The sequence below is a fragment of the Actinospineispora eucalypti genome (genome assembly GCF_039543365.1).
Lineage (GTDB): Bacteria > Actinomycetota > Actinomycetes > Mycobacteriales > Pseudonocardiaceae > Pseudonocardia > Pseudonocardia eucalypti.
Genome location: NZ_BAABJP010000029.1, coordinates 90,018 through 104,154 on the forward strand (window position 1 = coordinate 90,018; position 14,137 = coordinate 104,154).

At 67.9% G+C, this 14,137-nt stretch carries 12 protein-coding genes and 1 pseudogene; 4 read left to right on the forward strand and 9 right to left on the reverse strand.

Translation table 11 applies throughout. The features are described from left to right. The first annotated feature begins 18 nt into the window (after nt 1-18). Nucleotides 19-1,077 (forward strand): LLM class flavin-dependent oxidoreductase, encoded by a 1,059-nt coding sequence (locus tag ABEB12_RS24570; protein WP_185060843.1) that lies wholly within the window; start codon nt 19-21, stop codon nt 1,075-1,077. Here ABEB12_RS24570 and ABEB12_RS24575 read toward each other — a convergent pair. From ABEB12_RS24575 to ABEB12_RS24585, 3 genes are read right to left on the reverse strand one after another with little or no spacing between them, the layout of a single operon-like run. Next, nucleotides 1,064-1,990 carry a winged helix-turn-helix transcriptional regulator gene (locus tag ABEB12_RS24575; RefSeq protein WP_185060842.1) on the reverse strand — a complete coding sequence of 309 codons (927 nt, stop codon included), beginning with the start codon at nt 1,988-1,990 and terminating at the stop codon, nt 1,064-1,066. The genes ABEB12_RS24570 and ABEB12_RS24575 overlap by 14 nt on opposite strands. A 29-nt stretch (nt 1,991-2,019) precedes the next feature. Continuing rightward, the gene (locus tag ABEB12_RS24580; protein ID WP_185060841.1) at nt 2,020-3,099 is read right to left on the reverse strand and encodes a hypothetical protein; all 1,080 of its coding nucleotides are present in this window, start codon (nt 3,097-3,099) and stop codon (nt 2,020-2,022) included. After that, nucleotides 3,096-4,574 carry a carotenoid oxygenase family protein gene (locus tag ABEB12_RS24585; RefSeq protein WP_425572269.1) on the reverse strand — a complete coding sequence of 493 codons (1,479 nt, stop codon included), beginning with the start codon at nt 4,572-4,574 and terminating at the stop codon, nt 3,096-3,098. The genes ABEB12_RS24580 and ABEB12_RS24585 overlap by 4 nt, the downstream gene beginning before the upstream one ends. A 483-nt stretch (nt 4,575-5,057) precedes the next feature. Here ABEB12_RS24585 and ABEB12_RS42220 point away from each other — a divergent pair. Next, nucleotides 5,058-5,390: pseudogene (locus tag ABEB12_RS42220) on the forward strand (nitronate monooxygenase); the annotation flags it as partial. 141 nt (nt 5,391-5,531) lie between these two features. On the opposite strand, the gene ABEB12_RS24590 reads toward ABEB12_RS42220, so the two are convergent. The 4 genes from ABEB12_RS24590 to ABEB12_RS24605 all read right to left on the reverse strand — a co-directional run bounded on the left by ABEB12_RS24590 (nt 5,532) and on the right by ABEB12_RS24605 (nt 9,011). Then, nucleotides 5,532-6,335 (reverse strand): aldo/keto reductase, encoded by an 804-nt coding sequence (locus ABEB12_RS24590; RefSeq protein ID WP_185060840.1) that lies wholly within the window; start codon nt 6,333-6,335, stop codon nt 5,532-5,534. A gap of 62 nt (nt 6,336-6,397) precedes the next feature. Further along, nucleotides 6,398-7,927 (reverse strand): GMC family oxidoreductase N-terminal domain-containing protein, encoded by a 1,530-nt coding sequence (locus ABEB12_RS24595; protein WP_185060839.1) that lies wholly within the window; start codon nt 7,925-7,927, stop codon nt 6,398-6,400. Nucleotides 7,928-7,947: 20 nt separating this feature from the next. After that, nucleotides 7,948-8,493 (reverse strand): YbhB/YbcL family Raf kinase inhibitor-like protein, encoded by a 546-nt coding sequence (locus tag ABEB12_RS24600; RefSeq protein WP_185060838.1) that lies wholly within the window; start codon nt 8,491-8,493, stop codon nt 7,948-7,950. Further along, nucleotides 8,490-9,011: a nuclear transport factor 2 family protein gene (locus ABEB12_RS24605; protein WP_185060837.1), complete on the reverse strand. Its 522-nt coding sequence runs from the start codon at nt 9,009-9,011 to the stop codon at nt 8,490-8,492. Before ABEB12_RS24605 ends, ABEB12_RS24600 begins: the two co-directional genes overlap by 4 nt. A 232-nt stretch (nt 9,012-9,243) precedes the next feature. Here ABEB12_RS24605 and ABEB12_RS24610 point away from each other — a divergent pair, with 232 nt between their 5' ends. Beyond that, complete coding sequence (locus tag ABEB12_RS24610; RefSeq protein WP_185060836.1) at nt 9,244-10,911, forward strand: AMP-binding protein; 1,668 nt, start codon at nt 9,244-9,246, stop codon at nt 10,909-10,911. Nucleotides 10,912-10,937: 26 nt separating this feature from the next. On the opposite strand, the gene ABEB12_RS24615 is transcribed toward ABEB12_RS24610, so the two are convergent. Further along, complete coding sequence (locus ABEB12_RS24615) at nt 10,938-11,303, reverse strand: nuclear transport factor 2 family protein (RefSeq protein WP_185060835.1); 366 nt, start codon at nt 11,301-11,303, stop codon at nt 10,938-10,940. 29 nt (nt 11,304-11,332) lie between these two features. Further along, nucleotides 11,333-12,793 (reverse strand): aldehyde dehydrogenase family protein, encoded by a 1,461-nt coding sequence (locus ABEB12_RS24620; RefSeq protein WP_185060834.1) that lies wholly within the window; start codon nt 12,791-12,793, stop codon nt 11,333-11,335. Nucleotides 12,794-12,938: 145 nt separating this feature from the next. Here ABEB12_RS24620 and ABEB12_RS24625 point away from each other — a divergent pair, with 145 nt between their 5' ends. Next, entirely contained in the window at nt 12,939-14,135 is a 1,197-nt protein-coding gene (locus ABEB12_RS24625; RefSeq protein WP_185060833.1) for an FAD-dependent monooxygenase, read from the forward strand. Nucleotides 14,136-14,137 lie beyond the last annotated feature (2 nt).

Here is a 14,137-nt window from a genome sequence, read left to right on the forward strand (position 1 = left end):
CCTCGAAAGGACCTGCCCATGTCGTTCGCCTTCGGCATCTTCGACTCGTTCGACCTCGGGATCTCGACGCCTCGCGAAGTGCTCGCGAACCGACTCGACTTCGCCGTCGCCGCCGAGGCCGCCGGCATCGACCACTACCACGTGACCGAGCACCACGGCACCCCGTTGTCGGTCTGCCCGTCCCCGAACCTGTTCCTGGCGGCCCTGAGCCAGCGGACGAGCCGGATGCGCCTGGGTCCGCTGGTCTACGTGCTGCCGGCCTACGACCCGCTGCGGCTGGCCGAGGAGATCGCCGTCCTCGACCAGCTCAGCGGCGGCCGCCTCGACGTCGGGGTCGGGAGCGGGGTCAGCCCGTACGAACTCGCATTCCTCGGCGTCGATGCCAGCCGGGCCAGGGCGATCTACGCCGAGACCCTCGACGCGGTCCGGACCGGGCTGAGCACCGGGCAGCTCACGCACTCCGGCACCCTGCTGCGCGACTACGACGTCACCCTGTCGGTCCGGCCGGTCCAGCAGCCGCACCCGCCGCTGTGGTACGCCTCCAGCAACACGGCGACCGCCGAGTGGGCGGGTGCCCACGGCGTCAACTTCGTCGGCAAGTGGAACGGCGGCAAGGTCGTCAGCGCGGTGCAGGCCTACTGGGCGAAGTACTACGAGGTGCACGGAGACGCCGGCCCGGCGGCCCCCGCGCCCCGCATCGGCGTCCAGAGCACCGTCTATATCGGCGCCACGGACGACGAGGCCTGTGACCGGTTCCGCAAGGCGAACGACGTCTTCATGCGCCAGCTCACCCACCTCTGGCACCTGAACGACGACCCGAGCGTCGACGCGTTGGCCGACTCCGACGCGGCCATCCGCGGCGGCAACGCCCTGGCCGGCAGCGTCGAGACCGTCCGAGACGCGCTGCTCGCCCAGGTGGACGCCGCCCCGATCAACTTCTTCGAGGCCACGCTCTGGTTCGGCGACCTCTCACCCGACGAAGCACACGCCAACCTCCGCGCGTTCACCGAGGAGATCATCCCCGCCGTCCGCGAGCAGACAGGGAGGAACGGCGGAGGCACTTTCACGGGATCTTGAAGGTGATCTCGTCACGCAGCACCGGAAGGTGGCAGGACGGGCATCTGAACATCGGGGCGAGAACCGCGCCGCATTCTTGGTGCCAGATTGTCAGGGCCGCGGGCTGCCCAGCGCCGTACCAACGCTGTGCCCAATGGACGAGAAAGGAAAGAACGGGGAAGAAGGCCATTCCCTTGGTGGTGAGACGGTAGTCGCCCCGGCTACCGTCCTCCGGTGCGCCCAGCACTCCCAGCTCGCCGAATCGCCGTAGGCGCTGGGCGAGCACCGAAGGCGCGGCACCGAGCTCGGCCTGGAAGTCGACGAACCGACGAACCCCGAGGAATGCCGCCGCGAGGACCACCGTGCTCCAGCGGTCCCCGAGGATCTCCAGAGTCTCCGGGTAGTAGGACAGCCGATCGTAGGCAGTGTCCGCTCGCACGGTGCGGCGGTGGAGCCGAGGCGCCGCCGCCACCGAGGCAAACGTCTCCTCGCCCGTGCGGGTCGTGCGCGTCTCTCGAGCTGTCACGGGCGCACGTCCGCAGGACCAGCACCCGAACTGAGGCACCACGCACGCACCGCAGCGGTTGTGCAGCAAATCTGGTGGGTCGGCCGGATGCTCGACCCACTCGCGCTCCCACGCCCAGATGGCGACGAGCATCGACCACAGTTCGACCGCCTGCGGCGTCAGACGGTACTCGTGGCGTGTACGCCCACCCTCCCGGTACGGGGCCGGGACCAGCAGCTCGGCGGTCACCAACTCGCGAATCCGCCCGGCGAGCACGGACTCCGACATCCCGAGCTGGTCACGCCAGTCGGCGAACCGGCGGGTCCGGGTGAGGAACGCACGCTGGAGGATGCGCAGCGCCCACTGGTCACCCAGGATGAGCAGTGCCCGCCCGATCGCGCTCGACGATGCATCGGGCACGGCGGGCACCGACCCAGTGTAGATCGCCCCGGTTGTGGTCACCGCGCGGTGAGCAGCGGATGCGGGGCGGAGTAGTCGTCGCGGTAGGGGGTGACAGGCGGACGGCTGAGGACTCCGGGCGGCGCACCGACGACGTGCGGGATCGAGTTGAGCACGGTGGCGGCCAGCGCGTACTCCTCGGCACTTGCCCGCGATCCGTCGAATCGGTGTTTGCCCATCGACACCGAGACCGAAACACCGGGATGCCCGGTGACCTCGACCTGCCACAGTGGCGGGTCGGGTTGATCCAGGTGTGTGATGTCGACGTACCAGTGAATCGACATCGTGACCGCCGGCCGGCCGGCAACGATGCCATTCCAGCGCCAGTTCGTGTGACTGACCGTGCCCTTGTGCACGACACCGGCGGCCAGTTCCAGGTCGTGCGTCGCGACGTGCAGACGGTGATCGGTTTCGACCCGCTCCAGCGTCATGCCGAGTTCTCGCGCCACCGACGCGACACATTCCTCGTACATGCCGTTGAGACCGCCGACCGGCCGCCACGACGGGTCATTGGGATCGACCGACGACGGGTCGGCACCAAAACCCAACGCCCCGAAGAGATAGTCCGGATCCCTGATCTCGCGGCCGTCGGCGCATTCGGTGATCTCCACATTCTCCAGCGCCGTCGTCAGCCCTGACACCACCACCGCCAGTTGCTCCCCCACGAAGCCCGGATTGAGCCCGGCCAGCATCAGGCTGGCGCCACCCTTCCGGCAGGCGGCCTCCAGCGCCTCACTGCGTTCGTCGGCCCAATAGTCCGGCCAGCTGTAGCCGTTGATGCTGATGACGTTCTTGCCGGATTCCAGCAACGGGATGATCTCGGCGTCGTGGCTTCCGTAGCGCCCGAGCCGAGAGGTGTGAATGACGACGTCGGCGTCGAGAGCGAGGATCTCGTCCACCGATCGTGTGGCGGTTACGCCGGTGAGATCTCGTCGAGCGATCTCGCCCGCGTCCTTGCCGGCTTTGTCGGCGCTGTAGACGTAGATCCCGACCAGGTCGGTGCCGGGGTGGTCGATGACACCGCGCAGACACGCCCTTCCCATGGCACCGCTGGCCCATTGCACGACTCGGTACGTCATCGGTCAACCTGGCCCTTCAGTTGGTCGGCTCGGACCCAGCAGGCGTGGAATCCGCTCGGCACCCGGCGCGGCAGCGAGATCCGCGCGATCGGTCCGGCCTCGATGGCATCGGCGGCGAGAACGACGACCTCCGAGCGGTTCTCGGCCTCATCGGTCACGAAGCTGACGAGGTACCCGTCGGTCTCGTCCCGAGAGCCGTCCCGCGCGGCGAACGGTGCTTCCGAGCCCCAACGCCCTGGACCGAAGCTGAACTGTTCTTTGTTGCAGGTCAGAGAGTCGAACCGCACGATCCCGTCGAACTTGAGGGTCGGTTCGTTGGCGAGGTGCATGTTGTAGGAGTAGCGGTGCGGCCTGCTCATGATCCTGGAGTCGACGCTGGGGAACTCGATGTTGTCGTCGTCGAGGGGTGCCTCTGTGGTTGTGCCGGTCCGCAGGTTGAAGCGGTACCGGTACAGCTGGGCGTCGAGGCGCATGTAGGCGAGCATGTTCGCCAGCGGCGAGGCAAAAGTCGTCTGGTGCTGCGGGTTCTTCACCCGGCAGGCGTCCAGGACGATCTCGTCGCCCTCTTCCCACGAGTTGACGACGTGGTAGATGTAGCAGGGCTCGGCTTCGAACCAGCGCACCGTCGAGGCTTCGCCGTGGCGGGGCAGCACCGCGAACCGTGCGGGCAGTTCCCGGTCGTAGAAGATGCGGTACTTGCCGCTCCGCCGTGCCTCATGGTCCTGGACCAGCGGCAGATCCATGAGAATCGCGTAGCGCTGGGTGATCGCCATGTCGTGGGGCAGGCGCGGACCTGGGATCGGCACGTCGGTCCGGTGGGTCTGGGTTCCGTCCGGGCCGATGATCCCGTAGCGGAAGAAGTCGCGGTCGGGGCCGTAGTCGAACCAGAAGAGCTCGCCGGTCGCCTCGTCGACCTTCGGGTGCGCCATCATGTCCCCGGCGAACGTACCCAGGAAGTCCTGGGCACCCAGGGTCTCCAGCGACAGCGGGTCGAGGCCGTAGGGTGCGCCGCACAGGTACCAGGTGGCAAGGACCTGGCCTCGATGGAAGATGACGTCCGTATTCGCCGAGTCCTTGATGTTGAGGCCGTGCGTGTTGCCGAAGGGGTTGGCTCTCGGGTTCTCCATCAGCCCTGTCCACAGAGCACGATCGGCTCCTGACTCGTGTTCGAAGGCGCGCGTGCGCACGTACCGGTTTCGATAACGAGCCCGACCGTTCTCGAAATGGATGGCATGGACCATCCCGTCGCCGTCGAACAGGTGGAACCGCCCGGGCGCCGCGAACCGGCGGTTCGGCCCGTTGCGCAGGTAGACCCCATTGAGGTCCTTCGGAATGGTCCCGGCGACCGGCAGGTCCTCGGCCGTGATCTCCTCGTGGACCGGAGCGAAGACGCCGAGGGTGTACGGGTTGTGCTCCTGCTCCGGCTGGGCCATCGGTCGGGCGACGGCGATCGGGGCCTCTGGCTGGTGCGTCACGGGCACGCTCCCTGAGATGTGGTCACGGACAGCGGGACGGAAGACACCACCGATCCGCCTTCCAAGCTAACTTCGTTTATAGTAGCAACATAGCGACTGCGGCAACCAGCCGCAACAAACCTCGGTCATCTCAACGCACTGAGGCACGTACTTGCTATGTCAAACAAAGTCAGAAAGGTCGACGATCCGGACCCAGGAGCGGAGAGCCATGGAACATGACAAGAACGTCGACGAGCCGACGACGGGCGGCATCACGCGTGAATTGCGGCTCCCGATCATCGCAGCGCCGATGTTCCTCAGGCGTGGATCTCGTGGTGTCGGCCTGTTCGGCTGGAATCGTCGGCGCCTTTCCGGCGGCCAACTGCCGCACCACCGACGAGCTGGACCGCTGGATGGGGACGACCGCCGACCGGCTCCGGGCGAGGGACTCGGACGGCGGGAAGGTGGCGCCGTGGGCGGTCAACCTTGGCGGGAGTCCGCGAGATGTTCGACGGGCTGGTGGTCGTGGGAGGTGGTGTCTGCACCGGATCGGGTGTTGCGGGCTCGGTCGCCGCCGGCGCCGACCTGGTCTACCTCGGGACGCGTTTCCTCACCGCCCAGGAGAGCCTTGCCCCGCATGCGTATAAGCAGATGGTCGTCGACCATAGCCCGGACGATCTGGTCGTCACCGCCACCGTGACCAGCACCGACGCGTCGTGGCTACGCCCGAGCCTGGTCGCCAACGGGCTCGATCCGGACACCATGACGAAACCGGCGGGCCGCGACTACGACACGGCCGGTGACGGTGCGCGTCGGTGGCAAGACGTGTGGGCCGCCGGGCAGGGGCTCGGCAGCATCCACGCGATCGAGCCCGTCGAAGCGATCGTCGACGACCTCGAACTCGGGTTCCGGGCCACCCTGGCGCGCCGTCAGGCCTACCACAGCGCACCCGCCCGAGGTGGGGTCAAGCTGGACCAGTCACGGGTGTCCTGGACCGGCCCCGGCCGCGATGTTCTCCTCCAGGTGCTCAACGCTGCTCGTGCCTGCGATCACCACCGTGACGGGAGAGCGCGCGAGCAGCCATGCGAGCCGCGCCTGCGTCGCGGTCTGCCCCGGTTCGACGGGTGGGGTGTCAGTCGCACCGTAGCCGCGTGGTCCCCACGCCAGATACGGAATGCCGTTGGCCTCGCAGAACTCCAGCGTCGGAGTGTCGCTCTGGTTGCCGTAACTGAACATGTTCGACACGCTGGCAACCGCGCCACGCCCTTGGGCCCGGCGCACCTGGTCGAGCGTGACGTTCGACAGCCCGACGTGCTCGATCCGGCCCTCCGCACGCATCTCCAGCATCGTGTCGAACGCGCTGTCGAAGCTCACGCCGTCGAACACGTCCTCCGCGCCCATCCACCTCAGATGGGTAAGCGGGACAGTGTCGAGACCGAGCACTCTCCGGTCGTGGTCGTTGCCGCCCCGCAACTGGTCAGGCCGATAGTCTGGCTGAGGCGGATGACCAACGTGGCTCGCACGGGCGCCCGCCTTGGTCGCCAACACGAGCTCCGCCGGATAAGGCCGCAGCGCTTCGGCGATGAAACCGTTGACGGCGTGGTCGCCGTAGTACCACGCCGTGTCGATCACCCGGACCCCGAGCTCGACCGCCCGGCGCAGCACCGCCGAGGCGGCCTCGGGCCCGGCCGACCCACGCAGTTGCATGGCTCCAAAGCCCATCCGCGGCACGGTCCGCCCCGCGATCGAGATCATCCCCGCCGCAGTCGCGTCAATTGCCATGACGTGCTCCCAACCTTGCTCATCGAAGAAACCGGCAGGGTGTGCCGGTACGTTGACATCGATCAGACCTGGACTGCGGACCGCAGAATGTGGGCGGCGCGTTCCGCGATGGCGTAGACGGTGGCAATCGTGTTGGCCGACACGATCGAGGGCATCACCGAGGCGTCGACGACGCGCAGTCCGTCGATTCCGTGCACCCGCAGCTCGGAGTCGACGACGGCGTCCTCGTCCGTGCCGATCCGGCACGTGCCGGCGTAATGGAAGTACGGGACCAGGCTCTTGCGGAGAAAGTCACTGATGTCGGGTCGGGTGATCACGTGCGGCCCGGGCAGCACTTCCTCCCCGCGCCAGAGGCGGAGTGCCTCGGCCGAGCCGATCCGGCGGGCCGCGGCAAGTCCGCGGCGCATCGTGTCCAGGTCACGCCGGTCGGTGAGGTAGGCGGGGTCGGTCAGCGGCGCGGCGTCGGGATCGGAGCTCGCCAGCCGCACCGAGCCTCGGCTGTGTGGGCTCATCGCCGAGAACGCAATCGTGTAGCCGTTGTCCGGGCCGGGAAGCGAGGGTGCCCGCAGGGGCTGGCTGATGAACAGGATCTGCAGGTCCGGCGCGTCGAGCGTGGGATCGCTGCGGATGAGGCCGAGTGCCTCGCCCGGTGGGTTGGCCGGGGTGACCGGGATCGGCCGCGGCGAGCTGTAGGTGACGGTCGACATGGGGTGGTCGTGCAGGTTCGCGCCCACGCCGGGCAGGTCCAGCAGCACGTCGACGCCGACCGAGCGCAGGTGCCGCGCGGGTCCGATTCCGGACAGCAGCATCAGCCGCGGCGAGCCGATCGCTCCGGCCGCGAGCAGCACCTGTCCCCCGCGCGCCTCGACCGGTTCGCCGTCAACCAGGTACTCGACGCCGTGGCAGCGGCCGTTCGAGATCAGCAACCGGCGGGTTGGCGCGTCGGTGACGAGGTGCAGATTCGGCCGGTGAAGTGCTGGACGCAGGTAGGCGTCGGCCGCGCTCTGCCTGGCTCCATCGACGATGTTGTTGTCACACCAACCGAACCCGGTGTCCAGACCACCGCTGATATCGACCGCTCGCGGGTGCCCGACCTGCACCGCCGCTTCGACGCAGGCCGTCACCACCGGGTTGGGCTCGGCGGGGTGGGAAAGCGTCAGGGGGCCCGCTGTGCCCCGCAGGTCCGAGTCACGGTCGAGTACCCGTTCGCTGCGGCGGAAGAACTCCAGCAGATCGGCGAATCCCCAGTTCTCCGCGCCCATTGTGGGCCACGCGTCATAGCTCGAGCGGTGCCCACGCAGGAAGTCCAGCCCGTTGATGCTCGATGACCCGCCCAGCCCACGTCCCCTGGGCAGCGGGATCGCGGTTCCCGTGCCCTCCTGCACCGTGCTGGTACCCGCCCAGTCCACCGCTGTACCCAACAGGGATGGCCACGCATCCGGCATGGCCATTGCTGGCGGAATGTCGCGCCCGCCAGCCTCCAACAGCAGAACCCTCACGTCGGAGTCCTCGGACAGTCTGGCGGCCAGGACACAGCCGGCCGTCCCGGCACCGACCACGATGTAGTCGTAGGAGCTTCTTGCCCTACCCACGAGGTCCACCTGCTGCCCGCTTAACGGTCGAACGTGCCGACCACGCTGGCCCTGGCCACGGTGTGGGAGAACAGGTTGAAACCGAGGAAGGCCGGCGTGGCGTCCTCGGGCAGCTCCAGCGCGGGCACATCGACCGCGTGCACGGTGAAGTAGTAGCGGTGCTCGCCGTGCCCGGGCGGCGGAGCCGCGCCGACGAAGCCCTTCATCCCGGCGTCGTTGGCCAGCGTGAGCGCGCCCGCCGGCAGGTCAACGCTGCCCGGGCCACCGGCCCCGCTGGGCAGCTCGGTGATGCCCACCGGGATGTTCGCCACCGCCCAGTGCCAGAACCCGCTGCCGGTCGGTGCGTCCGGGTCGTAGCAGGTCACCGCGTAGCTCCGGGTGCCGACCGGCGCCCCGGACCAGGACAGTTGCGGAGACACATCCTCGCCGCCCTCGACCCCGAAAGCGCCGCTGGCGTGCCGATCGGGCAGCCGCTTGCCGTCCGAGATATCGGTGCTGAGCAACGAAAACGACGGCAGATCGGGCAGCAGATCGTAGGGTCCCGGTGGCCGCGACGCCGTGGTCATGCAACTCCCCCGAAGACCTCCACGTGTGATCCCTGGGGAACGAAATCCACCGCGACGGGGCTATCGGCCTCACGCCACAATTCGTACGCGATCTCGCTGGTGATTTTGCCGTCCTTCATCTCGAACAGGTGCACGAGACGGCAGTTGACCTTCGTTCCCGGCGGATAGGGCAAGTTCGTCATCTCGGTCCCCACGACGGTCACTTCGCCGATCTGATCGTCGAAGACATGAGTCTCGGTAGCGAAGCGTCTCAGCGAGGTCACGCGGTTATAGCGAATAGTCCGGAAAATGCCGTGATAGGCCTTCAGGATCTCATCACGATCATTCATGACGACACCACGTGACGGGGCTTCCCAAGAAATATCGTCGGCGTAGAGGGCAACCGCCTTGTCCACCGTATCGGGATTCTCGTTGTGAAAATGCGCCTCGACGACATGGAGGTTTCGGTCGACGATCTGCTCTCTGGTCAACTCCGTGTCAGGGCGGCCACCGTAGGTGTGGTCTACCTCGGTCTGCATCAACTCTCCTCTGATGTGTTTGACCGCGCGATTCGAGGGCCTTACCGAGAACTGGATCAAAGTCAGTGTGGAACTCCACGGGCGTCGTGTTCTTGCGCAGACCAAACAAAATCGCGCGCCGATTTCGCCCGTCGCGGCATGGTGCGGTCGCGAACTGTCTTGATAGAAGAGGGTCCTCGTCCAGTGCGCGGCGGTCGGCCGCCGATACCGAACAGTTGACGGAGGACGGATCATGACCCCAGAACGTGTGACACCCGCTGTGCCGTCCTATGCCTCCGGCAGCTCCGAACAGCCGTTACTCGGCGACACCATCGGCGACAACCTGGACCGCACCGCCGCCGTCTTCGGAGACCGGGACGCGATGGTGGAGGTGAGCACCGGCCGGCGGTGGAGCTACCGGGAGTTCGTCGCCGACGTGGACGCGCTGGCGCTGGGGCTGCTGGACACCGGCCTGACCAAGGGCGACCGGGTCGGGATCTGGGCGCCGAACCGCTCGGAGTGGACGCTGGTGCAGTATGCCACCGCGAAGCTCGGCCTGATCCTGGTGAACATCAACCCGGCCTACCGCACACACGAGCTGGAGTACGTGCTCAACCAGGCCGGCGTGCGGCTGCTCGTCGCGGCCACCGCGTTCAAGACGTCCGACTACGCGGGCATGATCACCGAGGTGCGACCGCGCTGCCAGGAGCTTGAGCAGGTCGTCCTGCTGGACTCGCCGGAGTGGGACGCGCTGGCCACCGGGTCGGCCAGCGGCGACCGGGCCCGATTGGCCGAGGCGCGGGCGAGCCTCAGCCCGGACGACCCGATCAACATCCAGTACACCTCGGGCACCACGGGGTTCCCCAAGGGCGCCACGCTGAGCCACCACAACATCCTGAACAACGGCTACTTCGTCGGCGAGACGTGCGGCTACACGGAGCAGGACCGGATCTGCATCCCGGTGCCCTTCTACCACTGCTTCGGCATGGTGATGGGCAACCTGGCGGCCACCTCGCACGGCTCCGCCATGATCATCCCGGCGCCCGGCTTCGACCCCGAGTTGACACTGGCCGCCGTGGCCGAGGAGCTCTGCACGTCGCTCTACGGTGTGCCGACGATGTTCATCGCGGAGCTCGCCGTGTCGGACTTCGAGTCCTACGACCTGTCCTCGCTGCGCACCGGGATCATGGCCGGCTCGCCGTGCCCGGTGGAGGTGATGAAGCAGGTCATCAACCGGATGGGCATGACCGAGGTGGGCATCTGCTACGGCATGACCGAGACCTCGCCGGTGTCCACCCAGACCCGGGCGGACGACTCGCTGGAGCGCCGGGTGGCCACGGTCGGGCGTGTGCTGCCGCACCTGGAATCCAAGATCATCGACCCGGACACCGGCCTGACCGTACCCCGGGGCGTCCCCGGCGAGCTGTGCACCCGGGGCTACTCGGTGATGCTCGGCTACTGGGAGGAGCCGGAGAAGACCGCCGAGGCCATCGACGCCGCCCGCTGGATGCACACCGGCGACCTCGGTGTGATGGACGACGAGGGCTACATCAACATCACCGGGCGGATCAAGGACATGGTCATCCGCGGTGGCGAGAACATCTATCCCCGCGAGATCGAAGAGTTCCTCTACACGCACCCGGACGTGCTGGACGCGCAGGTCATCGGCGTGCCGGACGTCAAGTACGGCGAGGAGCTGTGCGCCTGGATCCGGATGCGCCCGGGCGCCGAGCCACTGACCGCCGAGGCGCTGCGCGCGTTCGCTGACGGCAGGCTGGCCCGCTACAAGATCCCCCGCTACGTGCGGATCGTGGAGGAGTTCCCGATGACCGTCACCGGCAAGGTCCGCAAGGTCGAGATGCGGGCACGTTCCGTGGAACTGCTCGGGCTGACCGCCGCCGAACAGACCAGGCACGCGTAGCGCGACGACCCGTTACCGGCGGCACCTCACCGGTGCATCTCGGTGATGATCGTGTAGAGCTCGACGATGACGCCGTCCCTGGTGTGTGCGATATCCATGCCGCTGGCCATCGGCGGGCTACCGGCAGGGCCGTAGTCGAAGCCGAGGTGGCCGATGTCGTCGAGCTCGGATGCGGGGCCTACCGGTCGGAAGGTCCAGTCCGGGTTCTCGGCACGCAACTCCTCGGCGCGGCGTTCGAAGTCCTTGCGCCCGTGTATGACCCGATCCGGTTCGTGCCATACGACGTCTTCGGCATACGTCTCGGCGATGACCGCGCTCCGCCGAGCCGGGTCGGGTTCGTCGAAGACCTCGAGCAGATTGCGCCGCATGAGTTCGGCGGGGGATCTGGTCATCGAGGGTCCATTCCTCTGGTTTCGGCTGCTCAGTGTGAGGTCAATGAGACCGGGACGACGGGGTGCACCACGTGCTTGGTCTCCTGGAACTCCTCCAGTGCCTGTTTCCCGTTCAACCGGCCGATGCCGCTGTGCTTGAAGCCGCCCTCCTCGAACTGGTCGGCCACGATCGCCCAGGTGTTCAGCCAGACCGTGCCGGCATCGATCCGCCGCGCCACCCGCAGCGGCCGGTCGGCATCCCGGCTCCACACACTCGCCGCCAGGCCATAATCGGTGGCATTGGCGAGACGGATCGCGTCCGCCTCGTCATCGAAGGTCTCGAACGTGGCCACCGGCCCGAACAGCTCGCGCCGCACCAGGTCGTTGTCCGGCGAGTCCACCTCCAACAGAGCCGGTCGGTAGTAGGCGCCGCCGGCGAACTCGGGTTCATCCGGGATACCACCCCGGACGATGGGGGTGGCGTAGCTCAACGCCTTCTCCACCAGCCGGTCCACCCGCTCCGCGTTGGCCACATCGATCAGCGGCCCCATGTCGCTACGCGGGTCGTCACCAGGCCCGATCCGCACCGCCGCGACCGAGTCGGCGAGCCTGGAGCGCAGCTCACCCGCGATGGAGCGCTGCGCGAGGATCCGGCTGCCGGCCATGCAGAACTGGCCGCCGAGCACCGTGATGCCCTTGGTCAGCACCGGCACCGCGACATCGAGGTCGGCGTCATCGAACACGACCATCGGGGTCTTGCCACCGAGCTCCAGGGACATCCGCGTGAGGTTGTGGGCGGCCTGGGCCATGATCACCCGGCCCACCTCGGTGCTGCCGGTGTAGCTGACCACGTTCACCCGGGGATCGGCGACCAGGGCCGGGGCGCCCAGGTTGCCGGTCTCGGTAAACGCGTTGACCACTCCCGGCGGCAGGCTCGGGGCGGACGCGAAGATCTCGTACAGGATGCCGTTGAACAACCCGGTCTGGCCCGGCATCTTCATCGCCACGGTGCAACCCGCCGCCAACGCCGGCGCGAGCGAACGCACCGAGAGCACCAACGGCGAGTTCCACGGCACGATGATCGCGGCCACACCCGCCGGCTGGCGCAGTGTCATGGAGTACAGGTCGGGGCGGATCTCCCCGGCCGCGCCGAGATCGCTCAGGGCCAACGCCGCGTAGAAACGCAGCTTGGGCACCGTCATGTCGACCTCAATGGTCGCCTCGGCGAGCACCTTGCCGTTCTCCACGGCGAGGGCGTTGATCACCTCGTCCCGCCGGGCCGCCAACCGGTCGGCCAACTCGGTCAGCACCTGCGCGCGCAGGTGGCGGTCATGCGCCCAGGTCGTCCGGTCGAAGGCGCGCCGGGCGGCGAAGACGGCGCGATCGGCTTCGGCCGCACCACCATTGGCGAAACGGCCCAATTCAGACCCGGTAGCCGGACTGATCGAAGCCACCAGCGGGCCACTCACCCACTCACCGTCGAGGTAGTTGCGAGCCGTACGAAACGTCATGGCACCAGTCTGGAACTCCATCGACCTGGCGTTCCTCGCCGCGACGGGCAAAAACACCCGCGGATTTCGCCCGATGAGGCATGACACAAGACCACAAAATATCGATAATAAGACGACATATCGACCGACTGGCGGAGGGTGGACCATGACGTCAGGACGTGAGGCACCAGTCCGGAGCGGCGAGCCGGACGAGCCGCTGGCCATCATCGGGGGTGGCGTAGGCGGCCTGACCGCGGCGCTGGCACTGCAGCGGTTCGGCTTCCGGGTGACGGTCTTCGAGCAGGCTCACCAACTGCGCGAAATCGGCGCGGGGGTGACCATCACGCCCAACGCAATGCATGCGCTGGACTTCCTTGGGGTGGGGCCGCGGGTGGTGGACGCGTCCGGCCCGGCGCCACGCTACGCGGTCTGCGACACCGACGGCCGTATCCTTGAGCTGGGTCCGCCGACCGAGGAGATCCTGCCGGCGTTCGGCGCGGCCTACGTCAATGCGCGCCGCGCCGACCTGCACGCCGCGCTGGTGGACGCCATCCTCGCGCGCGACCCGGACTGCGTGCGGCTCAACCACCGGTTCGAACACCTTGAACAGGACGCCGAAGGCGTCGACTTGCGGTTCGGCAACGGCGAGCGCATCCGGGCCGGCGCGGTGATCGGCTGCGACGGCGGCGCGTCCCGGGTGCGATCCGTGGTCTTCGGCCGCGAAGAAGTCGCCTACACCGGGCAAACCGCGTTCCGGGCGCTCGTGCCGGCCTCGGCGGTCCCGGCGGAGATCATCGCCACGCCCTACCGGCTCTATGTCGGCCGGGGCCGGACCCTCATTCACTACGAGGTGCGCCGGGGCGAGCTGATGAACCTGCTCGGCATCGTGCTGGAGCCGAACTGGCAGGCCGAAGGCTGGTCGATCCCCGCGGAGCCCGCGGAGTTCCTGGACCAGTTCGCCGACTTCCCCGCGCCGGTGCGCAAGCTGATCCACGCTGTCCCGCCCGGCTCGCTCTACAAATGGGGCCTGCGCGATCGCGACCCGCTGGACACCTGGACCAGTGGCCGGGTGGCCACGCTCGGCGACGCGGCTCACCCGTTCCTGCCATTCCTCGGGCAGGGCGCCTGTATCGCGATCGAGGACGGGCTCGTGCTCGGCCGTGCCCTGGCCGCCACCCCGGATCTAGAACAGGGATTCGCGCGCTACGAGGCGGCGCGCAAGCAGCGCGCGAACGGGCTGCAGCTGGCGTCCCGCGAACAGGCCCGGCACCACCAGGGTGTGGCCGGCGACCGGCCCGGCCCGGGGAACACCGCGGCTGCCCGGGGGCTGTTCAGCTACAACCCCGCGACCGTGCCGATCTGACC

Excerpts from the sequence above, each read along its gene's own strand:
- ABEB12_RS24580 (WP_185060841.1), bottom strand. The coding sequence starts at position 3,099 with ATGACGTACCGAGTCGTGCAATGGGCCAGCGGTGCCATGGGAAGGGCG.
- ABEB12_RS24590 (WP_185060840.1), bottom strand. The coding sequence starts at position 6,335 with ATGGCAATTGACGCGACTGCGGCGGGGATGATCTCGATCGCGGGGCGG.
- ABEB12_RS24610 (WP_185060836.1), top strand. The coding sequence starts at position 9,244 with ATGACCCCAGAACGTGTGACACCCGCTGTGCCGTCCTATGCCTCCGGC.
- ABEB12_RS24570 (WP_185060843.1), top strand. The coding sequence starts at position 19 with ATGTCGTTCGCCTTCGGCATCTTCGACTCGTTCGACCTCGGGATCTCG.
- ABEB12_RS24615 (WP_185060835.1), bottom strand. The coding sequence starts at position 11,303 with ATGACCAGATCCCCCGCCGAACTCATGCGGCGCAATCTGCTCGAGGTC.
- ABEB12_RS24600 (WP_185060838.1), bottom strand. The coding sequence starts at position 8,493 with ATGACCACGGCGTCGCGGCCACCGGGACCCTACGATCTGCTGCCCGAT.
- ABEB12_RS24625 (WP_185060833.1), top strand. The coding sequence starts at position 12,939 with ATGACGTCAGGACGTGAGGCACCAGTCCGGAGCGGCGAGCCGGACGAG.
- ABEB12_RS24620 (WP_185060834.1), bottom strand. The coding sequence starts at position 12,793 with ATGACGTTTCGTACGGCTCGCAACTACCTCGACGGTGAGTGGGTGAGT.
- ABEB12_RS24605 (WP_185060837.1), bottom strand. The coding sequence starts at position 9,011 with ATGCAGACCGAGGTAGACCACACCTACGGTGGCCGCCCTGACACGGAG.